The sequence below is a fragment of the Massilia sp. 2TAF26 genome (genome assembly GCF_052115005.1).
Taxonomy (GTDB): domain Bacteria; phylum Pseudomonadota; class Gammaproteobacteria; order Burkholderiales; family Burkholderiaceae_D; genus Telluria.
Genome location: NZ_JBFRFV010000017.1, coordinates 15,823 through 39,965, shown reverse-complemented (window position 1 = coordinate 39,965; position 24,143 = coordinate 15,823). Strand labels below are relative to the sequence as shown.

Genomic DNA, 24,143 nt, shown 5'->3' with positions numbered 1-24,143 from the left:
TTACCGATTCGACCCTCCTGGATCCATGCTGTCTCGACGCTCCCTCCTGTCCGCCACGGCCGCGGCCCTGCTGCTTGCCGGCTGCGGCAGCGCTCCCACCCAGCCTTCCGCACCCATCGCCGCCGCCCCGGCACCGCAGCCGCGCCATGTGAAGATCGGCCTCGCCCTCGGCGGCGGCGCCGCGCGCGGCTTTGCCCACATCGGCGTGATCAAGGCCCTCGAAGCCCAGGGCATCGTGCCCGACATCGTGGTCGGCACCAGCGCCGGCTCGGTGGTCGGCTCGATGTACGCTTACGGCTACAACGGCTTCGCCCTGCAGAAGATGGCGATGGAGATGGACGAGGCTTCGATCTCGGACTGGGCCCTGCCTTTCTTCAGCAAGTCGTCCGGCGTGCTGAAAGGGGAGGCGCTGCAGGCCTACGTCAACAAGGCGGTCCACAACCTGCCGATCGAAAAGCTCAAGATCCCCTTCGGCGCGGTAGCGACCGACCTGAAGACCGGTCAGCCCATCCTGTTCCGGCGCGGGAACACCGGCATGGCCGTGCGCGCCTCCTCGGCCGTGCCGAGCGTGTTCCAGCCCGTCAGGATCGCCGGCAAGACCTATGTCGACGGCGGCCTGGTGGCGCCGGTGCCGGTGCGCTTCGCCAAGGAGATGGGCGCCGAGTTCATCATCGCCGTCAACATCTCGAGCGCGACCGAGGCCCAGGCCACGGCCAGCTCGCTTGACGTCCTGATGCAGACCTTTACCATCATGGGCCAGCGCCTCAACCAGCACGAGCTGAAGGAAGCCGACGTCGTCATCACGCCGGCGCTGGGCGCGATGGGGAGCGCCGACTTCAACGGCCGCAACCTGGCGGTGCTGGCCGGCGAACAGGCCGCAGCAAGCGTCATGCCGCAGCTGAAGGCCAGGCTCAAGGCCATGCAGCTGACCCCGGCCCCCTGAAGAATTCATCACCACGACAACAAGGAAGACACGATGCAAACCAAGCCAGTACTGACCCTCGAAGACGCCAGGAAGATCGCCGCCGCCGCCGAGCAGGAAGCCGTCACCAATAAATGGAACGTCGTGATCTCGATCGTCGACGACGGCGGCCACCTGCTGTGGCTGCAGCGCATGGACGGTACCGCCCCGATCTCGTCCTACATCGCGCCGCAGAAGGCCAAGACCGCCGCCCTCGGCTGCCGTGAATCGAAGATCTATGAAGACATGATCAACAACGGCCGCGTGTCCTTCCTGAGCGCACCGGAACTGCAGGGCATGCTGGAAGGCGGCGTGCCCATCGTGGTCGACGGCCGCACCGTCGGCGCGGTCGGCGTCTCGGGCGTGAAATCGACCGAGGATGCGCAGATCGCCAAGGCCGGCATCGCCGCCCTGGGTCTGTAATTTCCTAAGGGGAACGGCAGGCGGGTGCAGGGATGGACGATTGCCGGATAGGCGGATTCGCGCTATAATTCGGAAGTTTATCCATCACTCACCTGCCGTAGCGCATACCCACTTACATCATCATTCTGTAGACCTCGCGCCCACGGTAGACCTATCGTCGCGGCGTACCCGAAGGTCAGTCTGACGTGGCGCAGCTACGGCAACCTTCTTGGAGAGTTGCCCTTGCCGCCATTTTTTTCTGGCCCAGCCGTTCCAGCCATCCTGGCCCTCGCAGACGGAACCATTTTCAAAGGATATTCGATCGGAGCCATCGGTCACACGACCGGTGAAGTGGTGTTCAACACCGCGATCACGGGCTACCAGGAGATCCTTACCGACCCCAGCTATTCGCGTCAGATCGTCACCCTGACGTACCCGCACATCGGCAACCAGGGCGTGAACCCGGCCGACGTGGAGGCCTCGAAAGTGCACGCCGCCGGCCTCATCATCCGCGACCTGCCGCTGCTGGCGTCGAACTTCCGCTCGACCCAATCGCTGGCGGACTACCTGAAGCAAGAAAACGTGGTCGCCATCGCCGGCATCGACACGCGCAAGCTGACCCGCATCCTGCGCGAGAAGGGTGCCCAGAACGGCGCCATCCTGACCGCCCAGCAGGGCGTGGAACCGTCGGAAGCCCAGGCGCTCGAACTGGCGCGTTCCTTCCCGGGCCTGAACGGCATGGACCTGGCCAAGGTCGTGTCGGTCAAGGAGCCGTATGAATTCACCGAGACCGAGTGGAGGCTGGGCCAGGGCTTCGGCAAGCAGGACAAGCCGCAATTCCACGTGGTCGCCTTCGACTACGGCGTCAAGCGCAACATCCTGCGCATGCTGGCCGAACGCGGCTGCCGCGTCACCGTGCTGCCGGCGCAAGCCACCGCCGCGGAAGCGCTGGCGCTGAACCCGGACGGCATCTTCCTGGCCAACGGCCCCGGCGACCCGGCCGCCTGCGACTACGCGATCGAGGCGGCCAAGCAGGTGATCGATTCCGGCATCCCGACCTTCGGCATCTGCCTCGGCCACCAGATCATGGCGCTGGCCTCGGGCGCCAAGACCGTCAAAATGAAGTTCGGCCACCACGGCGCCAACCACCCGGTGCAGGACCTCGATTCGAAGAAGGTCCTGATCACCTCGCAGAACCACGGCTTCGCGGTGGACTCCACCACGCTGCCGGCCAACTGCCGCGTGACCCACGTCTCGCTGTTCGACGGCTCGCTGCAGGGCTTCGAGCGCACCGACAAGCCGGCCTTCTGCTTCCAGGGCCACCCGGAAGCCTCGCCCGGCCCGACCGATGTTTCGTATCTGTTCGACCGTTTCATCAGCCTCATGCAAGCTCAAGTTCAGGAGAAGAAGTAAATGCCAAAGCGTTCCGACATTAAATCTATCCTGATCATTGGCGCCGGTCCGATCGTGATCGGCCAGGCGGTGGAGTTCGATTACTCCGGTGCCCAGGCCTGCAAGGCCCTGCGCGAAGAAGGCTACAAGGTCATCCTGGTCAACTCGAACCCGGCGACCATCATGACCGACCCGGAAACGGCCGACGTCACCTACATCGAGCCGATCACCTGGAAGGCGGTCGAGCGCATCATCGAGAAGGAGCGTCCCGACGCGATCCTGCCGACCATGGGCGGCCAGACCGCGCTGAACTGCGCGCTCGACCTGCACCGCAACGGCGTGCTGGACAAGTACAAGGTCGAGCTGATCGGCGCCTCGCCGGAAGCGATCGACAAGGCCGAGGACCGCGCCAAGTTCAAGGATGCGATGACCAAGATTGGCCTGGGCTCCGCACGTTCCTACATCGCCCACTCGATGGACGAATCGCGCGCCGCGCAGCGCGAGCTGGGCTTCCCGGTCATCATCCGTCCGTCCTTCACCATGGGCGGTTCGGGCGGCGGCATCGCCTACAACGAAGAAGAATTCGAAGCGATCTGCAAGCGCGGCCTGGAAGCCTCGCCGACCAGCGAGCTGCTGATCGAGGAATCGCTGCTGGGCTGGAAAGAGTACGAGATGGAAGTCGTGCGCGACAAGGCCGACAACTGCATCATCGTGTGCTCGATCGAGAACCTGGATCCGATGGGCGTGCACACCGGCGACTCGATCACCGTCGCGCCGGCGCAGACGCTGACCGACAAGGAATACCAGATCATGCGCAACGCGTCGATCAACGTGCTGCGCGAGATCGGCGTCGACACCGGCGGCTCGAACGTGCAGTTCTCGATCAACCCGGCCGACGGCCGCATGATCGTGATCGAGATGAACCCGCGCGTGTCGCGTTCGTCGGCATTGGCGTCGAAAGCGACCGGCTTCCCGATCGCGAAGATCGCGGCGAAGCTGGCGGTCGGCTTCACGCTCGACGAGCTGCGCAACGACATCACCGGCGGCGCGACCCCGGCCTCGTTCGAGCCTTCGATCGACTACGTGGTCACCAAGATCCCGCGCTTCACCTTCGAGAAATTCCCGGCGGCCGACAAGCACCTGACCACCCAGATGAAATCGGTCGGCGAAGTCATGGCGATCGGCCGCACCTTCCAGGAATCCTTCCAGAAGGCCCTGCGCGGTCTGGAAGTCGGCGTCGACGGCCTGAACGAAAAGACCCGCGACCGCGAGAAGATCGAGGAAGAACTGGGCGAGCCGGGTCCGGAACGCATCTGGTACGTGGGCGACGCCTTCGCCCAGGGCTTCACCCTGGAAGAAGTGCATGCGCTGACCAAGATCGATCCGTGGTTCCTCATCCAGATCAAGGAAATCGTCGACATCGAGCTGTGGCTGGATCACCAGACGCTGGAAAGCCTGGACAAGCCGACCCTGTACAAGCTGAAGCAGAAAGGCTTCTCGGACCGCCGCCTGGCCTTCCTGATGCAGACCACGCCGCAAGCCGTGCGCGAGCGCCGTCACGCGCTGGGCATTCGTCCGGTCTACAAGCGCGTCGACACCTGCGCCGGCGAGTTCGCGACCAACACCGCCTACATGTACTCGACCTATGACGAAGAGTGCGAGTCGAACCCGACCGACAAGAAGAAGATCATGGTGCTGGGCGGCGGCCCGAACCGGATCGGCCAGGGCATCGAGTTCGACTACTGCTGCGTGCACGCGGCCCTCGCCATGCGCGAAGACGGCTACGAGACCATCATGGTCAACTGCAATCCGGAGACCGTGTCGACCGACTACGATACCTCGGACCGCCTGTACTTCGAATCGCTGACCCTGGAAGACGTGCTGGAAATCGTCGACCTCGAGAAGCCGGAAGGCGTGATCGTCCAGTACGGCGGCCAGACCCCGCTGAAGCTGGCGCTGGACCTCGAAGCCAACGGCGTGCCCATCATCGGCACCTCGCCGGACATGATCGACGCCGCCGAGGACCGCGAGCGCTTCCAGCAGCTGCTGCAGAAGCTGGGCCTGCGCCAGCCGCCGAACCGCACCGCGCGCACCGAGGAAGAGGCGCTGAAGCTGGCCACCGAGATCGGTTACCCGCTGGTGGTGCGCCCGTCCTACGTGCTGGGCGGCCGCGCGATGGAGATCGTCCACGAGCAGCGCGACCTCGAGCGCTACATGCGCGAGGCGGTCAAGGTGTCGAACGATTCGCCGGTGCTGCTGGACCGATTCCTGAACGACGCGATCGAAGTGGATGTGGATTGCATCTCGGACGGCGAGACCACCTTCATCGGCGGCGTGATGGAACACATCGAACAGGCCGGCGTGCACTCGGGCGACTCGGCCTGCTCGCTGCCGCCGTACTCGCTGTCGCAGGAGACCATCGATGAGCTGAAGCGCCAGACCTCGCTGATGGCCAAGGCCTTGAACGTGGTCGGCCTGATGAACGTGCAGTTCGCGATCCAGCGCGCCGAAGTGGACGGCAAGGTCCAGGACACCGTGTATGTGCTGGAAGTGAACCCGCGCGCTTCGCGTACCGTGCCTTTCGTCTCGAAGGCGACCGGCCTGCAGCTGGCCAAGATCGCGGCGCGCTGCATGGTGGGCCAGACCCTGGCCCAGCAGGGCGTGACGAAAGAGGTCGTCCCGCCGTTCTACAGCGTTAAGGAAGCCGTGTTCCCGTTCGTGAAATTCCCGGGCGTGGACACCATCCTCGGCCCGGAAATGAAGTCGACCGGCGAAGTGATGGGCGTGGGCATGACCTTCGGCGAAGCCTTCGTGAAGTCGCAGCTGGCGGCCAGCGTCAACCTGCCGACCTCGGGCCGCGTGTTCCTGTCGGTGAAGGGTTCCGACAAGCCGCGGACCGTGGCCGTGGCGCGCGACCTGGTGGCGCTGGGCTTCTCGCTGGTGGCCACCAAGGGCACCGCGGCGGTCATCTCCGCCGCCGGCATCCCGGTCACCGCGGTCAACAAGGTGCTGGAAGGACGTCCGCACATCGTCGACATGATCAAGAATCACGAGATTGCGATGGTGGTGAACACGGTCGAGGAAAAGCGCAGCGCGATCAACGATTCGCGCACCATCCGTACCTCGGCACTGCAGGCGCGCGTCGTGACCTACACGACCATCGCCGGCGCCGAAGCGGCGGTGCAGGGCATGAGTCACCTCGACGAGTTGCGGGTCTATGATTTACAAGGCCTGCATAAAACCTTAAACTAAGCATCAAGAGCAGTACCGATAACCACAGAGTTCGCGCGGCTGGCGCCGTGTGACTCTGTGGTTTTACTTTTGTCTTTCGACGGATAATCATGAATACTCCATTGACCAAACACGGCGCCGAACTCCTGAAGGACGAGCTGCACCAGCTCAAGACCAAGGAGCGCCGCAATGTGATCGATGCGATCGCCGAGGCGCGTTCGCATGGTGACCTGTCCGAAAACGCCGAATACGATGCCGCCAAGGAGCGCCAGGCCTTCGTCGAGGGCCGCATCGCGGAGCTGGAGGCGAAGCTGTCCACGGCCCAGGTCATCGACCCGGCCACCCTCGATGCCGAAGGCCGCGTGGTGTTCGCCTCGACCGTCGACCTCGAAGACCTCGAGGAAGGCCAGAAAGTGACCTACCAGATCGTCGGCATCGATGAAGCCGACCTCAAGCTGAGCAAGGTGTCGGTGACCTCGCCGATCGCGCGCGCCCTGATCGGCAAGTACGCCGGCGACGTGGTCGAAGTGCAGGCCCCGTCCGGCCCGCGCGAATACGAGATCCTCGAAGTCCGCTACGTCTGACGTGAAAGCCGCCGCCGCAGACGCGCAGGTCGCCAACGCCCGGCTGTTGCTCGCCGCCCTGTGGGCCGGCAGCGTGTGGGGCGTCAGCTATCTGGCCGCGCCGAGCGCCTTCGCGGTGCTGGACAGCACGCAGGCGGGCTCGGTGGTGGGCATGATGCTGACGCGCGAGGCCTGGCTCTCGATCGTGCTGGCGCTGCTGCTGGCCGTGCTGGCCTGGCGCTCCGCCGACCTCGATGCGAAGCGGCGCCGCTGGCTGTTCTGGTGCATCGGCGGGATGCTGGCCTGCAGCCTGGTCGTCTATCTCGGCCTGCAGCCGGCGATGGCGGCGATCCGCGAGTCGGCCGGCCCGGCCGGGGTGAGGGCGTCGCCGCAGTGGGGTACGTTCGCGGCGCTGCATGGGGTGTCCCAGTTGTGCTATCTGGTCGAGAGTGTGCTGGGTGCCGTGCTGGTCGTGAAATCGAGGTAGGGTGTAAAAAAACCGGGACTGGCCCGGTTTGTATTACTTCAGTGCAGTCTTCTTGGTGCTGGCCTGGCGCGGCTTGACGCGCTTGATGTTGCCGCCCTGGGTCACGCGTTCGTTACCCTTGAGCAGGACCTTGGTGACGCTCGGCTTCTTGGTGCCGCTCGGGCTCGGCTTGACGATGGTGACTTCGCGCATGCCCTTGCCGGCCTTGGTCGAGCGTTCCTTGACCGCTTCCTTCTTCGGACGATACAGGACCAGCAGCTTGCCGATATGCTGCACGGGCGCCGCGTCCAGTTCTTCGCTGATCCGTTCGTAGATGGCGACGCGTTCCTCGCGGTCGTCGCCGAACACACGTACCTTGATCAGGCCGTGTGCGTCCAGGCTGGACGAGATTTCTTTCATGACGGCCTCGGTCAGGCCGGCTTCGCCGATCATGACGACGGGATTGAGCCCGTGGGCTTCAGCACGAAGGGCTGAGCGCTCGGCCGGTGTAAGTTTGATCATAATGGTTCTTTTTTGATGTACCTGATAAAAGCAGTATTTTACGCCAATGGCCAAGAACAAATTCAATAAAAACTGGATACACGACCACATTAACGACCCGTATGTCAAATTGGCACAGAAAGAGGGTTACCGTGCGCGTGCAGCCTACAAGCTGAAAGAGATCGACGAGGCCGAAAAGCTGATCAAGCCCGGCCAGGTGATCGTCGACCTCGGCTGCACGCCCGGCAGCTGGGGCCAGTACACGCGGCGCAAGCTGGCCGGCGGCGAGGACGGCGGCATCAAGGGCACCATGATCGGCCTGGACATGCTGCCGATGGAGCCGATCGCCGACATGCACTTCATCCAGGGCGACTTCCGCGAGGAAGAGGTGCTCGACCAGCTGGCCGGGGTGCTGGAAGGCCGCCAGGTCGACCTGGTGCTGTCCGACATGGCGCCGAACCTGTCCGGGATTCCGTCGGCGGATGCGGCGCGTATGGAGCATTTGATCGAAATCGCTATTGAGTTTTCTCAAGCGCACCTCAAGCCGTCCGGCGCATTGTTAGTAAAATGTTTTAAGGACATGGGGTTCACGCAAATCCTCGAGCTCTTCCGCAAGGAATTCAAGGTGGTCAAACAGATCAAGCCAAAGGCCAGCCGCGATAAATCCTCGGAAATCTTCCTGCTGGGGCGCGGTCTCAAGAATTAATTCCCGATTTCACCCTTGATTTCCGGGATTGACACCGCACATCAGCCACGGATGGTGAGCTTGGTGAAGCCGCTGACGCCATCATGACGGGCAGAGATATGCTTATTCGTGCGCGTCGGAAATAAAAAACCGTTATAGTGACGGGATAAAGCTTCAAAGCGGGCTTCACGGGCGGGCGTGCGTGGCACCGCCCGCTTATTGCGGTAAAATCCGCGTTTGAAACATGGGAAAAGATGCGTCCGCATCAGAGGAGTTTTCGTGAATAATATGTTTTCCAAATCCGCCATCTGGGTGGTGGTCGCGCTGCTGTTGTTCATGCTGTTCAAGCAGTTCGACAACCACAGCGTCGCGGGCGGCAGCAAGACGATCGCTTATTCCGAGCTGCTCGATGACGTGAAGGCGAAAAAGATCAAGGATGTCACGATCGAGGGATCGAGCATCACCGCTACCCGCCAGGACGACACCAAGGTCCGCACCACCGCGACCATGCTGGACCGCGGCCTGATCGGCGACCTGCGCGACAACAACGTGCACTTCGACGTCAAACCGCCGGAAGAGCCGTCTTTCCTGCAACAAGTCTTCATTTCCTGGTTCCCGATGCTGCTGCTGATCGGCGTCTGGGTCTTCTTCATGCGCCAGATGCAGGGCGGCGGCAAGGGCGGGGCTTTCTCGTTCGGCAAGTCGAAGGCGCGCATGATGGATGAAACGAACAACACCGTCACCTTCGCCGACGTCGCCGGCTGCGACGAAGCCAAGGAGGAAGTCGCCGAGATCGTCGACTTCCTGAAGGATCCGACCAAGTTCCAGAAACTGGGCGGCCGCATCCCGCGCGGCGTGCTGATGGTCGGCCCCCCGGGTACCGGCAAGACCCTGCTGGCGCGCGCCATCGCCGGCGAAGCGAAAGTACCGTTCTTCTCGATCTCGGGTTCCGACTTCGTCGAGATGTTCGTCGGCGTCGGTGCGAGCCGCGTCCGGGACATGTTCGAGAACGCCAAGAAGCACTCGCCCTGCATCATCTTCATCGACGAGATCGACGCCGTCGGCCGCCATCGCGGCGCCGGCATGGGCGGCGGTAACGACGAACGCGAACAGACCCTGAACCAGCTGCTGGTCGAGATGGACGGCTTCGAAGCCTCCTCGGGCGTGATCGTGATCGCCGCGACCAACCGCGCCGACGTGCTGGACAAGGCGCTGCTGCGTCCGGGCCGTTTCGACCGACAGGTGATGGTGGGCCTGCCGGACATCCGCGGCCGCGAGCAGATCCTGAACGTTCACATGCGTAAAGTGCCGATCGGCACCGACGTGAAGGCCGACATCCTGGCCCGCGGCACCCCGGGCTTCTCCGGCGCCGACCTGGCCAACCTGGTCAACGAAGCCGCCCTGTTCGCCGCGCGCCGCAGCAAGCGCCTGGTCGAGATGAGCGACTTCGAGGACGCCAAGGACAAGATCTTCATGGGCCCGGAACGCAAGTCCATGGTCATGCGCGAGGAAGAGCGCCGCAACACGGCCTACCACGAGTCCGGCCACGCGGTGATCGCCAAGCTGCTGCCGAAGGCCGATCCGGTGCACAAGGTCACGATCATGCCGCGCGGCTATGCCCTGGGCCTGACCTGGCAGCTGCCGGAACACGACAGCCTGTCCGGTTACAAGGACAAGATGCTGGAAGAAATCTCGATCCTGTTCGGCGGCCGTATCGCCGAGGAGATCTTCGTCGGCCAGATGTCGACCGGCGCCTCGAACGACTTCGCCCGCGCCACCAAGCTGGCCCGCTCGATGGTCACCCGCTTCGGCATGTCGGAAAGCATGGGCGTGATGGTCTACGAAGACGATGCGAACGAAGGCTTCTTCGGCGGCTCGGTCAAGACCATCTCCGAGGCGACCCAGCAGAAGGTGGACGCCGAGATCCGCGCCATCCTGGACTCGCAGTACGCGCTGGCCCGCCGCCTGCTGGAAGAGAACCGCGACAAGGTCGAAATGATGACCAAGGCCCTGCTCGAGTGGGAAACCATCGACGCCGAGCAGATCAACGACATCATGGCCGGCCGCGAGCCGACCCCGCCGAAGTCGGTCCAGCTGACCAAGCGTCCGTCGAGCGGCGGCGATTCCGGCGGCGTGGCGACCAACGCCCCGGCACCGGCCTGAGCGCCAGCCGATCTCTCATAAAAGGCACCCTGCGGGGTGTCTTTTTTTCTGTTCACGATTATCTTTTTTATCATGCGTCAGTATCTGCAATGTGGCCGTTTCGGCTTCGATCTCGCCCAGCGCCCGCTGGTGATGGGCATCCTCAACGTCACCCCCGATTCCTTCTCCGACGGCGGCCGCTACCAGTCTCTCGAATTCGCCATGGAGCGGGCCGAGCAGATGATCAAGGACGGCGTCGACATCATCGACATCGGCGGCGAATCGACCCGTCCCGGCTCGCCCAGCGTGCCGGTGCAGGAAGAACTGGCGCGCGTGATGCCGGCCATCTTCGCGCTGCGCGAGCTCGGCTATGCGCTGTCGATCGACACCTGCAAGCCGGAAGTGATGCGCGAAGCCATCATCGCCGGCGCCGACATGATCAACGACATCAATGCCTTCAGGGCGCCGGGCGCGATCGAGGCGGTGGCGGACAGCGATTGCGGTTTATGCATCATGCATATGCAGGGCACGCCCCAGGACATGCAGGCCCAGCCGGTTTACCATGATGTGGTAACGGAGGTGATCGCCTTCCTGCGCGAGCGCGTCGAGGCCCTGGAGGCCGCAGGTGTTGCGCGGGAGCGCGTCACGATTGATCCCGGATTTGGCTTTGGGAAGACTGTCGAGCATAATGTCGCCTTGCTTCGTAGTATCAAGCGCATGGAGCACGAACTGGGCCTTCCTGTATTGGCCGGCCTGTCGCGCAAGTCGATGATCGGTGCGCTGACCGGGCGCCCCGTCGAGCAGCGCCTGGCAGGCAGCCTCGGTGGTGCGTTGGCTGCGGTAGCACAGGGCGCCCGCATCGTGCGGGTCCATGATGTGGCAGAGACGGTGGATGCGATCAGGGTGTGGAACGCCACCTTCGCCGACCACTGAACCGCCAACCGAATAGAAGAGAATAATATGGCACGTAAATATTTTGGTACCGACGGTGTACGCGGCCTGGTGGGCGTCGCGCCCATCACCCCCGATTTCGTGATGCGGCTCGGCTATGCCGCGGGCAAGGTGCTGGCCAAGGGCAGCACCGGCGCCAGCGGACGTCCGACCGTGCTGATCGGCAAGGACACCCGCATTTCCGGTTATCTGCTGGAAGCCGCGCTGGAAGCGGGCTTCTCGGCTGCCGGCGTCGACGTGATGCTGGCCGGCCCGATGCCGACCCCGGCGATCGCCTACCTGACCCGCGCACTGCGCCTGCAGGCCGGTGTCGTGATCTCGGCCTCGCACAACCCCTTCCAGGACAACGGCATCAAGTTCTTCTCCGAGCACGGCACCAAGCTGCCGGACGCCGTCGAACTCGAGATCGAGGAAGCGATCGACCAGCCGATGGGCTGCGTTTCGTCCGAGAAGCTCGGCCGCGCGACCCGCCTGCGCGACGCCCAGGGTCGTTACATCGAATTCTGCAAGGGCAGCTTCCCGAGCGAGCTGGACCTGCGCGGCCTGAAGATCGTGGTCGACTGCGCCCACGGCGCCGCCTACGCCATCGCCCCCCACGTCTTCCACGAACTGGGCGCCGAGGTGATCGAGCTGGGCACCAAGCCGGACGGCTTCAACATCAATGACGGCGTCGGCGCCACCGCGCCCAAGGCGATGGCCCGGGCCGTCGTCGAGCACAAGGCCGACCTCGGCATCGCGCTGGACGGCGATGCCGACCGCCTGATCATGTGCGACGCCAACGGCCGCCTGTACAACGGCGACGAGCTGCTGTACGTGATGGTGCGCGCGCGCATGGCGACCGGCAAGGTCGAGGGCGCGGTCGGCACCCTGATGACGAATATGGCGCTCGAAGTCGCCTTCAAGGAAATGGGCGTGGGCTTCGCGCGCGCCAAGGTCGGCGACCGCTACGTGCTGGAAATGATGAAGGAGAAGGGCTGGCTGTTCGGCGGCGAAGGCTCCGGCCACCTGCTGGCCCTGGACAAGCACTCGACCGGCGACGGCATCGTCTCGGCACTGCAGGTGCTGTCGGCGCTCAAGCGCGGCAACCAGAGCCTGGCCGATTGCTGCAAGGAGCTGGTGCTGTTCCCGCAGACCCTGATCAATGTGCGCGTGCAGCCTGGCTTCGACTGGACCAAGAACAATGCGATCGTCGGCGAGAAGGAAGCCGTCGAGCGCGAACTCGGGGACCGCGGCCGTGTGCTGATCCGTCCGTCCGGCACCGAACCCCTGGTGCGCGTGATGGTCGAGGCCAAGAGCGCCGAGCTGGCCGAGAGCATGGCCAAGCGCATCGCCGCGCGTTTCGAAGTCTAAGCCTGAAGGAAAGTTTTGCCTGCATGCAGGCAAAGCCTCTTACATTGACGCCTCCGGGCCGGCGGGGTATGATCGTCCCCATCGGAGTGTAGCGCAGCCCGGTAGCGCACCTGCTTTGGGAGCAGGGGGTCCAAGGTTCGAATCCTTGTACTCCGACCACCGTTTCGAATGCGGGCTGTCCTCGACGGCCCGTTTTCATTTCCTCTGGACAGTTAAGCTGTCCGTCATCTGCCCATAGCTCAGTTGGATAGAGCATCAGCCTTCTAAGCTGAGGGTCGCTGGTTCGAACCCAGCTGGGCAGGCCATAAAAATCAATAACTTACGAGCGATCTTTGTTCTGGCGATCGAGCCAGCGCTGGTCTTCCTCGTCCCGTGTACCCCCTATGTACCCCGCCTGCACCAACGCAACGTTGCGCAAAGGCGGTCGCGCAAGATGCAGAGGGTCGCGCAAATATGCTGTTCACAAGCAGTCCAATGTAGGACGCGTTTGTCATATGTGACAAAGACAACTTCTAGCGCCGCGACTATAGTTGCGTACTTCGATTTCACGTGCGTGAGAGCAGGGGGCGGCAATGACTATTGAATCCGACTTTGGCGATATCGAGGAGTATTTGCCGCTCGAGGCAGCTCTTGCGGTGTTGTCGAGATTTACTAAAACGTCATGGGTTAAGGACGAGCTATTTGACGCGGTAGTACGGTTCAGTTTGCCGGGTTACGCGAAGGTGCCGTCGAACGCTGTTGTCGCCACCCGTTCAGTCGAGGTCAATGGCGACCGGAAAATGCTTTCGGTCCCTGAGATCGGCGCTCGTTTTGCGCTGTTGTTGACCCACGAGATCGACCAGCTAGGGAAAAACCACCAGATCGTGACCAATCGTCCCGCGTTAGTGCTGGGCGACCCGGACTATAAGAGCTGGGACGAGGTCAAGGCGGAACGACACCTACGCCCCTTCAAGCCTGGAGAGCGTACTAAGTACGATAAATGGTTCGAGCCCGCTGGCATTAGCGGCGAGTGGATGGGACAGTCTGATAAGTACTTTTTCACCCGTACCTTTGCGATCTATCCGAACGACATACGGTTCCCGCGCTATACGATCATCGAGCTGATCCGCATGTCCCTGGACCCACTTCGCGCACATGAGCTTCGCCGATTCGTCCCTGATGACTCGCCTGTTGGAGGATCTGCACAATATGAGCGCGATGCAGGCCAAGATGTCAGTTCGGACATACGAGAACAAGCCGGATCGTCCAAACTGGTATCCGCTTCAATTCACGGAAGCAAAAGCGCCAGGAAGAAATGGGACGTGTACGAGTTGCGTCGGTTGTTGGACGAGAGCCGGGAGGCCGGCTCGACACATGAAAAACTGGCGGCAAAGCACGGTGTCACGCGCCAACGCATCGCAGCGTTGCTCAAGCGAGCAAAAGAACTGTTCGGGGTAAAAAAAGCCAGTGCATTTGATTTCGCAGGTGGCCTGAAGCGCAAGTAGTGTTGCGTTGCATTATTGCTGAAAGCGTCTGGAAACCCGCATGGAGCCTGGGTTTAGGGGTTGCGGCAACCCGACCAGAGTGTTGCGGTCCACAGAATCCGTTACGTTACTAACCAACGTAAGGACATCCAAATGGATCCGCTGCAACAACTCCCCCAGACACTGACCACCGCATTGGCGGCGAAGGCATTGAACCGCAAGCCGCAGACCTTGCGCAGCTGGGCTTGCTTTGAAAATGGGCCGCTCCGCCCGATCCGCATCAACGGACGTCTCGCTTGGCCGGTTGCCGATATTGCAGCCTTGCTCAAGGGTGACCGCGCATGAAGGCCCCGAACTATTTCATTGGCTGGGATGGTGAGGTGCCGGCCGTCCTGTACGAAAACAATCCACGTACCGCCGCAAAGCATGCGAACGCGTGTGCAAACGCCCACAAGGCCTTCCTGCGTTCCATCTACGGCTTCCAACCGGAAGAAGGGGATGAGTATGGCGTGGTCCTTGGCGTACAAGTGCAAGGAAGCATTGCGACTGTTGAAATCCGGTTCTTCACCGGGACTACGAAGACCCACAAGGGTACGTTCGAGCTGCCGCTCCACGTGTTCAAAGTCGATGGGGAGCCTATGACACAGAGTATCGCCATCAAGGCCTTCGTTGGTCACGTCGTGCTCGTGACTGTCGTCGACCGCTACGACTTCAACGGGATCATGCTCTCGAATGTGGGGCAGGTCGACCTCGACTTGAACATTGTGCACACCGAACCCAAGCAGGTGTCGCGCCGGGCAGCTAGGGGGCAAGGCTAACATGTTGACTCGTAATGAAACCGTTCAGGGTGCGGAAACTCCGGGTGAAAATGGAGGACGAACTTCTGTAGCGCCGGCTGCTTCGGTCACCGTGCTCACCAATGACAACGGCAACCTCACCAAGACGTTCTTCCTCGACGAAAACGGGGCGGTTCACAAGCAGGCTGCGGCCAAGCTCGTTTACGGCACTTACGAGGTTCGCGAGGTAGTGGACCTTATCGAGCTGAACGCCATCCACGATTCTTTGGCGCCCACCCAAGCTGTGACGTACGGGCGCCCCGCAGCTGGACAGGGCACGGTCGTTTCGCAAAGTGTGACGAACCCTGCGGCAGGCTCAATCACGCGCACCCGTCAAAACTTTCAGTTCCGAGAACAGTTGGGCATCCTCATGCTGGATTACGATCCGCCTAAAGGTGGGCCGGCGTTCACGCCAGCGGAACTGCTGCAAATGATCCGCGGGTGTCACGCGGCCCTGTCGGGTGTCGCCATGCTCTGGCGCCCAAGCGCATCGTCCGGCGTCAATACTGCGGGAATCACTGGCCAGCGCATCTACCTCTTGGTTAGCAATGCCAGTGCAATCCCGGCCATTGGCAAAGCGATCTTCGACCGGCTGTGGCTTACCGGCTTCGGCTACTACGCAGTCAGCAAATCCGGCCAGTTGTTGGAGCGCGGCCCCGTGGACGCATCGGTGTGGAGGCCGGAAGGACTCGACTTTGCCGCAAAGCCAGTGCTCAACAATGGTATTACGCGCGCGTGCTACGCTGGCGAGGTTACGGGCGCGGGCGTCCTCGATGTGTGCGACGTACACGAACTGACTGCGGCCGAAGTCTGCGAGCTGAAGGAAATCAAATCGGCCGCTCGCGCTGCGATGACGCCGCAAGTGCAAGCGGCGAAAGAGAAATACGTCGGGGAAGTGGCGCCCGTGATGGCAGAGCGGCTGAAGAACCTGAATGTGGATACCGACCACGCGACGATCGTCTTGATCCTTGAGCGTGCAACGATGCAGCGCACGCTGATGGGCGACTTCCCGTTGATGACTGCCGATGGTAAATGGGTCACCGTGGGCGCCGTCTTGGACGACCCTGAGAAGTGGCATGGCACTCGCTTCTCCGATCCGCTCGAACCCACAGTCGATAATCGCGTTGCGTGGCTCAACCTCCGCAGCGGCGGGAAGCCCTACTTGTACTCGCACCTGCACCATGGCACGTCCTACCACTTGGACCGTGCACTCGCGTTGATCGAAGTGACGGCAGGCGAACTTCCGCGCATGGTCGATTCGATGGCCTACCTGCTGAAAAAATCAGGGCATATTTACGAGCGCGCGGGTGTCATGGTCTATGTCAGCGACCAAGGCAAGATCGTCCAAGCCGCGGCGAGCTGGATGAAGGTGTACGTCCATCGCCTCTGCCGCTTCGAGCAGTACAACGTCAAGAAGCAGGAGATGGTTCCGACCGAATGCCCGCAAGGCGTAATTAATGGCTTGCTTGCAAACGCAGCGCAGACTCGCATGCCGCGCCTTACCGCCGTGCGCGACGTCCCGACCATGGACGCGAACGGTCGCCTCATCGCATTGCCGGGCTACGATGAAGACTCTGGTCTGCTGCTCATGAGTGAGCAGTTCGCCAAATGGACCGCTATCCGCCAGGCTCCGTCGGACAATGACCTCAGGACTGCGCTGCATGTCTTGTGGAGGCCGTTCGAGCAGTTTCCATACGTGGAGGCCGCGGATAAATCTGTGGCCTTGGCGGCAGTGCTGACTGCTGCAGTTCGCTGCTGCCTGCGGACGGCCCCGGGTTTCGGGTTCAGCGCGACGGCTCCTGGAACCGGCAAAACCCTGCTGGCCCAGTGCATCGGCGCTCTGTATGACGGCACGGCGCCGGCGGTAAGCGCACCGATCATGCATGAAGAGGAGTGGGCCAAGAGCCTCTTCAGTTCTGCGCTTGCTGGTGCAGGCACGCTTCTTTTCGACAACGCGGAACATGCGATCGAATCGGCCAGCCTGTGTGCCGTTACCACCGCCCCGGCCATCAAGGGGCGAGTTCTCGGTGAGTCTCGCGAGGCCGAGGCTGAACACCGCTTGTTGGTGTTGGCAACCGGGAATGGGCTGCAAATGGTCGGGGACTTGAATCGTCGCTTCTTCACGTGTCGCCTGGACGCCCAAATCGATGCGTCCAAGGTTGCCGCCCGTCAGTTTGATTTGGAACCGCTCGGCTACTGCCTCAAGCACCGCCTGGCGATTATCACTGCTGCGCTGACGCTAATTCAGGGCTATGTCAACGCCGGGTTCCCTCAAGTCTGCGATGGACTGGCATCGATGGACGATTGGAACAAGTTGGTCCGATCCACCATCGTCTGGCTGACCAAGCAGTGCATTGCCGATGGCTTCGTCGATCCTAAAATCGCTTTGTTGCGTGACAGCGCAAACGACCCGCAGGCGGCTGCATTGGCAGGGGTGCTCGACATGGCGAAAACAACGTTCGGATCCAAAGGAAAGTTCACCGTCGCCGACCTGATCAAACGTTCGGCTGCAGCCGACGGTTGGAGCGACCTGCTGAAGGATATCGCCGGCGACCATGCGGGCGTCAACCCGCGTCGTTTGGGGCAATGGCTGCTGAAGCACGAAGGACGGATCACCAATCGCCTGAGCATCAAGCGTGCGGGCACGAACCGGACCAAGACCGCGCTGTGGAGCGTCACCGAAGCCTAGAAGACGAAGTCGCAGGAGCGCAGGGATCTGAAGGGATCTTTTTACCTGAAGTTGATCAACGTCAATTTAGTATTTTCAGGCGTAAGGCGACAACTCGCACCCTATCAATCCCTGCAGCCCCTGCATATTGAAATCCACGGCTCGAATTACTTACTCAAACCTACAATCAACCCACCGTCCAACCAACAAGAAAATCCCCGATGTCCCTGACCGAACATAATCGACTGAATAACTGCACTCAAACGAAATCGCCCGAGGACGGCTACTACAGTCTGTCTCAAGAAGAGTTTATGGTTTTGATGCGCGTATTCGAGCAAGTGTTCGGCCTGCTCTGCTTCCGAGAGACTGAGCACTTCCGTTTGTTTCCGTCGATCGAGCCCGCATACTTCAGTGTTTTCGACCAGTACCAGGCTCTCGTTCACATGATCAATACCGCCAACAAGGACGAAGATGCACAAGAGATCACGGCGCTGCGCAAACTGATGGTGAGTTACCTTGGTCCGCTCGATCAGATCATTGCCATCAAACTACGGGGCCGATACTGCTTTTTCATCGCGCCAAAAGTCTGGCTAGAAGATGGTCGGACGCATTAATAGATTCATCCGTCCACTTTTATCCACCGCGAACCGCGCATGCATGTGCCCGGTTCGCTTTTCTTTTAGGTATCAGAAATGAAAGCAGCCAAAGCACCTCGAGTTCCGGTCCTCGAAAACGCGTTCGAGGTGAACTTGCCGAAGATGATGCGGGCTGCGAAGGCTACAGGGTTGTCCAAGCTTGTCTTGGACGATGGCGACGTGCGGACCGTTGCTGTGATTGCTGAGACCCGCCTAGCGGTCGTTCTGGGAGGCCGCCAGTGGGTGGTGGACATCGTGCCCGTCCAGTGCCTCCAGGGCCATCTGCGGCCCCTCCTAAAGTGTCCTCGCGCGCACGAGGGGAGTTTCCAGTCTTTGTATTACCGGACGGGTGAATTGGCGTGCCGCCACTGCCATGCATTGCGGTATCGGACGAACATTGCGGCAACGGCAGTAGATCGGGCACGAATCGCCCGATCTAAGCTATTGCATTCGCTGGGCGCCGAAGCAGGCGGCAACGAAGGGGTACGTCAGCCATACAGATGGCGCAAGCGGCATCTCCGTCTGGTCCTGGAGCATTTACGCCTTAGTAAAATCCATTATGAAGATGTTCGCTCATGGCTCGCACGTGAAAGCGTAGAGCACGATTAAATTCCGCTATATCGATTTATGGGCTAACGTCATGGTAAGTCCCCGTAGTGCGGGCGCATATTGTGCTGAATATTGGCAAGTCGCTCCATGACCTACCTGACCCAACAGGGCGACCATGACTTTATCACCTAGTGAGTTGGTGTTCCCAAGGCTCGGAGGGTGGTTTAAGGCATGCTGCTGCAGGATATTGCTAAACCATTTACCTTTGAAATGAGCCAGAGGCTGCCCCTTTCCGATGTCGCGTATGACAGTCTTCAAATAACGTGAATATAAAGCCTCGAACTTCTCACTTGTAAAACCTAACGCATTTTTTAATGCACTTTTCATTTGGTTGAGTTGCGTCGCGCTTACCGTTCCATTTGGTCCACAATTAATTGCGGACGGCCTAGCGAAGGTTGCGCCAGTGTTTTTCTTCTTGAGTTGACTTATTATGCAGAGCGCCGTCCACTCCTTCCATTGCTCAACGTTAAACTGAATAAAATTCTGTCCCAGCCAAACTTCAGCTTCCGCCTCCGCAGTGCCAAGTGCGTCAGCAACGGCTTTAGCCAAATCTCCACATTGCAAAAGTAGTCCCTCTATATCGTAAGTAGGCGTATACAGGACGTGCGGCGACCGCAAACGCTTACCATTTAAGTCGTCGACATCTTTATCCAAGAAAAAGAAGCAAGAAAATTTTTTCCCAAACTTTTCTCCTTGCAAGGACGCGCCTTTACGCAACTTTTTGTAGAGGTCAATAATCCCGATTTTCCCGCCTATTCCATTCGGTAGCTCCTTTGCTGCCCGAACTTCATATTTTACGGATTTTTTTAGTTCATTCGCAATCACACGATCGTGAAAACGTTTTTGCAAACCGTCTTCCACGAAAACGAAGAGCTGGGCCTTAGATATTTGCAAAGTGCGGAGATATGCTGCACTGGAATGTACAAGACGACTCATATGCTAACAATTTTTTCATCGGCTATTTCTGCCATAACTTCGGGAGAATGTGATGCCACGATAAGTTGACACTCGGGATTGAGGTCGCGGATTGTCTCTACGAACTGCCGTTGCCAGTCTATATGCATCGATAGTTCCGGCTCGTCGATTATTATTGAACTTTGGCCAGCACTCATTGCTGCCAACAGAATTGCGATTAGATGTTTTTCGCCTGAAGAAAGAGCAGCGAGAGATAATGGCGAACCATCCTGCAATTGCAATTGCAATTCATTGCTGTTATTTAAAGCTATCTTTTTTCCAGCAGAAAATAGATTTGAAATTTTTTGCATGAAGAGTGTTGCTGGGACCATTGCCTTTTCGATTGCCTCCTCGAGTCGATTCAGGCTATCCACAATCAATCGAAAATTTTCTTCTGTCTCATACCGCTTGACAAACGAGGCTTTCGTACCAAGAGCGATTTCAGCAGCGGATTGACGTTTCCAAAACTTCTTAACTCGGTCATATGCAACGAGAGGATCTAATTTTGGTCCAGTTTTCTCTTCAATCTTGGGTGCCAAAGCATAGTTTGCGACAGTCCGAAGTCCTTCTTCTTGAATCGCTCTCACACGGGCAAGAACGTTAGAATAGTAACGAAGCCATGATTTATTCACGTTTTCAAAAAACAATGAATCAAGCTCCGCTTCAGTTAAAGGCTTTCCAGATGAGACTTTGTATGTATTACTTAAGTAAAGTCGGGTTGTTGGAAGAAAAGTATGCTTCCAACCACCTTTCTTCAATTTCAGCATGGGGGACAGCGTCCATTCTGCATCTACTGATCTTAAGAATTGGTGTGGGAATTCGCCGGAAGGAAAGGTCTCAATCCATTCAGCCATCGCTTCACTTTGACGGGAAGCCGCTGCAGATTTTCTGTCCCACACATGCTTAATAACCTGTTTATGTTCGACGGAGTAAATGTCGACCTCGGCTTTTTGCACCGGCAGGGCAAGCATTGTCGTTCCATTTAAAGACAAGGCTGCGTCTAAGATCTTAAGAACGGTAGTCTTGCCGCCGCCGTTATCTCCAAAAATAACATTAACATCCCGCTGTAAATCGAAAGAGATTGGCTTCTTCCTACCGAGAAGGCCGTAAATCTTAACGTGTGTAATATGCGCCATTGCCGTTGTACCCCAAGATGATGTTGCAGGACGTTACTATACCCTTTGCAAAAAGGAAACTCTACTAGTCAGAAAACGACCGTTTTCCAACACACATCCGTTAGCCTGGTTAAGTATGTCGAAAACATAGCCTTTACACATATCAACATGTTGGTATATATTCATTCCGTTTTCCAACATGTGAAGAGGCAAGGCTATGGCGGTTTTCGGGTACGGGCGGGTGTCAACAGCGGAGCAGACCGCTGACAATCAGCGTTTGGAAATCGAGCGCGCAGGCTACGTTGTTGAGTACTGGTTTGCTGACACCGTCAGCGGTAAGGCGCATGCAGCACAGCGGCAACATTTCAGCGATATGTTGGCGAAGTTGAGAAAGAATGACAAACTGGTGGTTTCGAAGCTGGACCGCCTCGGCCGGGACGCGCCAGACGTCCTTGCCACAATCAAGGCACTGGCGATGCTCGGGGTTGAGGTGATCGTCCTCCAGTTGGGGAAACTGGACTTGACTTCAGCTGCGGGCAAACTCATGCTAACTATGTTGGCTGCCGTGGCTGAGATGGAGCGAGACTTACTTGTTGAGCGCACCCAAGCGGGGTTGGCGCGTGCGAAATCTCAAGGTAAGGCTCTAGGCCGGCCGTCTAAGACCACTTCCCAACAGCGAGAACAGATTCGTGCCGCGCACACGCAGGGCCACACCATAAGTGGACTGGCGCGCGCGCATAGTGTTTCTCGGTCGACCATTCTGGCCATCCTTAACGAATAAATCGTACCGTATGCTGCCTGACATTCCCCCGATCAAACGCGAGATTACCAAAGCACTTCTTAAGTTCCTTTCCAATCGCATTCGTGAGCATATGGGGGTGATCGGAGAACTTCGAAGCTATTTCGTTAAAGAGGGGGGGCGAGTTGTCATCATCCGCGAAGACGGCTCTGTCGACGAAACGACCATGAACAAGGCTTCAGCCGAGCTGTCGCTCGACTACGCGGAAGTCCCTATGCTGACCCATGATGATGTGCTGGCCAAGCTAGATCAGATTGCGCAGCAGATGGCTTCACAGATGTCGCAGCGAGCGTTCGAGACGATAAACGAGGCTGTCGAAGCGGTCGGCAACACAGTGAATGCTGGAGGCCGACCACTCGGCCCGGACGCCTGCCTGGAAATCCTTGAGAAAATGCATTTGGATTTTAACGATGATGGCACGCATCGCGAGGTAACCGTGGTTGTGCATCCTGAATGCGGCAAAGACGCAATGGCCGCGTTTAGGCAGATGACCGAAGATCCAGAGTACAGCGGACGCTACAAGGCGCTAATCGAAAAGAAATGGAAGGAATGGTGTGATAGAGAGGCTGCTCGAAAATTGGTTGGATAGCGCAAGCGAGCGGACTTATCAAGCCGCCTTCGTGCACATGCTGAACGCCCAAGGTTACCGTGTGCTGCATAGCACTCGACACTGCGCTCTCGAGTATGGGAAGGACGTGATTGCCATTGACCCGGACGGCGTGCCCTGCGCCTTTCAACTTAAGGGAAACGGAGGCGGACGCCTCACACTCAACGGTTTTCGGGAAGTTCAAAGTCAACTTATCCAGTTACTGTCGCAGCCGATCATCTTCCCTGGCATCGATCCTAAAGCACCTCATCGAGCATTCCTGGTTTCGAACGGATATTACGATGAAGAAGTTCAACGAGCAGTGGATGACTTGAATCGAGGAGGGTATAGGTCCCAGCTCGAACTTCTGTCGCGTGGTGATCTGTTGGCTTGGGTTAAGGATAGTAATGTCCAAGTCTGGCCCAGCGAGCTTGTAAATATAAAAGGCTTACTGGAGATGGCGTTGCACGATGGGCGAGATCTTCTTCCACTGGGGCGACTTGCAAGTTTACTTGAAGAGATCCTGGCGTTGCGAGATACAGACAACGCCCTGCGCCAGGCCGAGCTATATCGCGCAGTCTCCAGTGCCGCACTGGTCACAGGCATCTGCCTGAATAACTTTGAAGACGCCGAGAACCATTTAGCAGTCGCATTCGCTTGGGTTCTCTTCTCGGTCAATGTAATTGGGGCGTGTACTCGGGCGGCACTACCTCCAAACGGGCGAGTCAAGGCGGCGCTTGATTTGGCTGATGAGGCAATCAAAGATGCCCTCGTGGCTCTGTTCGATGAAGCAAATGACAATCCAAGTCTTGTTGAAGGCGACCCTTTTGCAGACGTTGAATTGCAAAATTGGCGGAGATGCTTGCTCAATAGCCTTTTTTCGGCACTCTGCTATTTTCCCGATGAATCGGAGGAGGCTCGTCAACGTAAGAATTCCATCCGAGAATGGATAAAGTCTTCCACGGGAGCATACGTCTGGGGCGAAGGAGCCGTTCCAGCTTCGCTCATACACTGGTTCGCGTTGCGAGAGCTAACGGGCGACAACGATGCTTGGTTTGAGAAACAAGTTGGCGCGTTGCTCCGTTTAATAATGTCGTCTAACCAAATTAAGAGCGACCGTGCCTTACCAGTCCCGTACTACGATTTCGCTACGATCCTGCGCGCTAGACTTGGTCTTCTGCCAACGGACGAGTCAGTTGCTTTTCAAGCTGATAGCTTCGCGGGAAACTCGTTTATGGCAGAGGGGCTAATGCATTTATTAGCGGCCATGGGCGATAAAGAAGAGTGTGTAAGTGCGTGGGCTAATTTCACCCGCCTCGGGCATAAACGCTTCGTTCCGGATGTGGCTTGGCAGTACTGTCTACTTCACGCCGAGGGGGGCGTAGAAGAAACAAGGCAATACCGCTCAACTTACGAGTGGAGCCAATTGCTCGACGATGCTTGTAAAACGAACTGTACCTATCTGCCATCCGTGTTAAAAGATCGTCGCCACATACTGATGCTCTGGGTAATCATGTTTCCCTACCGAATGACTTCGGACATTGTGAGAGTACTTTTTTTAGAGGGTTAAGATGGGAGCGCAAAGACACCAGTTTGCGGTTGACCGAATAAGAAATTCGACTTGAAGCATGTTGGTATGGTCGTGGCTGTGAACTACAAAAGGGCTGTGCCGCTGAATGCCTATGTACACCCCGGGGGGGAGGTCGAAGCCATCCCCGCCTGCTCAGTGATCCATCGGTCGTCCCCTCAAAAATTTGCGCGTATAGAAAACGAAAAAAATTTTCGGGGTGCTTCGTGTTCGGGAATCGCTCCTATCGCTATTGCAATATTGGGG

21 protein-coding genes and 2 tRNA genes are annotated in these 24,143 nt (G+C 59.0%); 20 read left to right on the top strand and 3 right to left on the bottom strand.

The features are described 5' to 3' along the window. Window positions 1-25 precede the first annotated feature (25 nt). From AB4Z32_RS17605 to AB4Z32_RS17580, 6 genes are all read left to right on the top strand, one after another. On the top strand, window positions 26-943 hold the full coding sequence (locus AB4Z32_RS17605; RefSeq protein WP_442123157.1) for a patatin-like phospholipase family protein: 918 nt from the start codon (window positions 26-28) through the stop codon (window positions 941-943). A 33-nt stretch (window positions 944-976) separates the two neighbouring features. Next, the gene (locus AB4Z32_RS17600) at window positions 977-1,384 is read left to right on the top strand and encodes a GlcG/HbpS family heme-binding protein (RefSeq protein WP_442123156.1); all 408 of its coding nucleotides are present in this window, start codon (window positions 977-979) and stop codon (window positions 1,382-1,384) included. 222 nt (window positions 1,385-1,606) lie between these two features. Next, a complete protein-coding gene (gene carA / locus AB4Z32_RS17595) occupies window positions 1,607-2,776 on the top strand; it encodes a glutamine-hydrolyzing carbamoyl-phosphate synthase small subunit (protein ID WP_442123155.1) in 1,170 nt (389 codons plus the stop codon). Continuing rightward, window positions 2,777-6,007, top strand: a complete 3,231-nt coding sequence (gene carB, locus AB4Z32_RS17590; protein WP_442123154.1) for a carbamoyl-phosphate synthase large subunit — start codon at window positions 2,777-2,779, stop codon at window positions 6,005-6,007. Between the two features lie 89 nt (window positions 6,008-6,096). Then, window positions 6,097-6,570: a transcription elongation factor GreA gene (gene greA / locus AB4Z32_RS17585; RefSeq protein ID WP_442123153.1), complete on the top strand. Its 474-nt coding sequence runs from the start codon at window positions 6,097-6,099 to the stop codon at window positions 6,568-6,570. Window positions 6,571-6,616: 46 nt separating this feature from the next. Beyond that, on the top strand, window positions 6,617-7,036 hold the full coding sequence (locus tag AB4Z32_RS17580; RefSeq protein ID WP_442123152.1) for a DUF4149 domain-containing protein: 420 nt from the start codon (window positions 6,617-6,619) through the stop codon (window positions 7,034-7,036). Window positions 7,037-7,069: 33 nt separating this feature from the next. Here the strand turns inward: AB4Z32_RS17580 and yhbY are convergent, their stop codons facing one another. Next, on the bottom strand, window positions 7,070-7,537 hold the full coding sequence (gene yhbY, locus AB4Z32_RS17575) for a ribosome assembly RNA-binding protein YhbY (RefSeq protein ID WP_442123151.1): 468 nt from the start codon (window positions 7,535-7,537) through the stop codon (window positions 7,070-7,072). A 46-nt stretch (window positions 7,538-7,583) separates the two neighbouring features. Between yhbY and AB4Z32_RS17570 the strand changes: the two genes are divergently transcribed. The 11 genes from AB4Z32_RS17570 to AB4Z32_RS17520 all read left to right on the top strand — a co-directional run bounded on the left by AB4Z32_RS17570 (window position 7,584) and on the right by AB4Z32_RS17520 (window position 18,225). Continuing rightward, entirely contained in the window at window positions 7,584-8,222 is a 639-nt protein-coding gene (locus AB4Z32_RS17570) for an RlmE family RNA methyltransferase (protein WP_442123150.1), read from the top strand. Between the two features lie 258 nt (window positions 8,223-8,480). Then, window positions 8,481-10,364 carry an ATP-dependent zinc metalloprotease FtsH gene (ftsH, locus tag AB4Z32_RS17565; protein WP_442123149.1) on the top strand — a complete coding sequence of 628 codons (1,884 nt, stop codon included), beginning with the start codon at window positions 8,481-8,483 and terminating at the stop codon, window positions 10,362-10,364. A 72-nt stretch (window positions 10,365-10,436) separates the two neighbouring features. Beyond that, the gene (folP, locus tag AB4Z32_RS17560) at window positions 10,437-11,276 is read left to right on the top strand and encodes a dihydropteroate synthase (protein WP_442123148.1); all 840 of its coding nucleotides are present in this window, start codon (window positions 10,437-10,439) and stop codon (window positions 11,274-11,276) included. Between the two features lie 27 nt (window positions 11,277-11,303). Then, on the top strand, window positions 11,304-12,644 hold the full coding sequence (glmM, locus tag AB4Z32_RS17555) for a phosphoglucosamine mutase (protein ID WP_442123147.1): 1,341 nt from the start codon (window positions 11,304-11,306) through the stop codon (window positions 12,642-12,644). A gap of 82 nt (window positions 12,645-12,726) precedes the next feature. Beyond that, window positions 12,727-12,803: transfer RNA gene (locus AB4Z32_RS17550), tRNA-Pro, on the top strand. Window positions 12,804-12,872: 69 nt separating this feature from the next. Then, window positions 12,873-12,949, top strand: a tRNA-Arg gene (locus AB4Z32_RS17545). A 267-nt stretch (window positions 12,950-13,216) separates the two neighbouring features. Continuing rightward, complete coding sequence (locus AB4Z32_RS17540) at window positions 13,217-14,128, top strand: hypothetical protein (RefSeq protein ID WP_442123146.1); 912 nt, start codon at window positions 13,217-13,219, stop codon at window positions 14,126-14,128. Between the two features lie 132 nt (window positions 14,129-14,260). Then, complete coding sequence (locus AB4Z32_RS17535; protein ID WP_442123145.1) at window positions 14,261-14,452, top strand: DNA-binding protein; 192 nt, start codon at window positions 14,261-14,263, stop codon at window positions 14,450-14,452. Then, entirely contained in the window at window positions 14,449-14,925 is a 477-nt protein-coding gene (locus AB4Z32_RS17530; protein WP_442123144.1) for a hypothetical protein, read from the top strand. Before AB4Z32_RS17535 ends, AB4Z32_RS17530 begins: the two co-directional genes overlap by 4 nt. A gap of 1 nt (window position 14,926) precedes the next feature. Continuing rightward, window positions 14,927-17,632 (top strand): hypothetical protein, encoded by a 2,706-nt coding sequence (locus AB4Z32_RS17525; protein ID WP_442123143.1) that lies wholly within the window; start codon window positions 14,927-14,929, stop codon window positions 17,630-17,632. Between the two features lie 200 nt (window positions 17,633-17,832). Beyond that, window positions 17,833-18,225, top strand: coding sequence for a hypothetical protein (locus AB4Z32_RS17520; protein WP_442123142.1), 393 nt, complete (start codon window positions 17,833-17,835; stop codon window positions 18,223-18,225). Window positions 18,226-18,861: 636 nt separating this feature from the next. On the opposite strand, the gene AB4Z32_RS17515 is transcribed toward AB4Z32_RS17520, so the two are convergent. Together AB4Z32_RS17515 and AB4Z32_RS17510 are read right to left on the bottom strand one after the other, a co-directional pair. Then, complete coding sequence (locus AB4Z32_RS17515; protein ID WP_442123141.1) at window positions 18,862-19,791, bottom strand: DUF4435 domain-containing protein; 930 nt, start codon at window positions 19,789-19,791, stop codon at window positions 18,862-18,864. Continuing rightward, the gene (locus AB4Z32_RS17510; RefSeq protein WP_442123140.1) at window positions 19,788-20,945 is read right to left on the bottom strand and encodes an AAA family ATPase; all 1,158 of its coding nucleotides are present in this window, start codon (window positions 20,943-20,945) and stop codon (window positions 19,788-19,790) included. The genes AB4Z32_RS17515 and AB4Z32_RS17510 overlap by 4 nt, the downstream gene beginning before the upstream one ends. Window positions 20,946-21,141: 196 nt before the next feature. Here AB4Z32_RS17510 and AB4Z32_RS17505 point away from each other — a divergent pair, with 196 nt between their 5' ends. Genes AB4Z32_RS17505 through AB4Z32_RS17495 form a run of 3 tightly spaced genes read left to right on the top strand, consistent with a single transcriptional unit; the run spans window position 21,142 to window position 23,879 of the window. Then, entirely contained in the window at window positions 21,142-21,705 is a 564-nt protein-coding gene (locus AB4Z32_RS17505; RefSeq protein WP_442123139.1) for a recombinase family protein, read from the top strand. A 10-nt stretch (window positions 21,706-21,715) separates the two neighbouring features. Then, window positions 21,716-22,312 carry a hypothetical protein gene (locus tag AB4Z32_RS17500; protein WP_442123138.1) on the top strand — a complete coding sequence of 199 codons (597 nt, stop codon included), beginning with the start codon at window positions 21,716-21,718 and terminating at the stop codon, window positions 22,310-22,312. Then, window positions 22,305-23,879: a hypothetical protein gene (locus AB4Z32_RS17495; protein ID WP_442123137.1), complete on the top strand. Its 1,575-nt coding sequence runs from the start codon at window positions 22,305-22,307 to the stop codon at window positions 23,877-23,879. Before AB4Z32_RS17500 ends, AB4Z32_RS17495 begins: the two co-directional genes overlap by 8 nt. The last annotated feature ends 264 nt before the right edge of the window (window positions 23,880-24,143 follow it).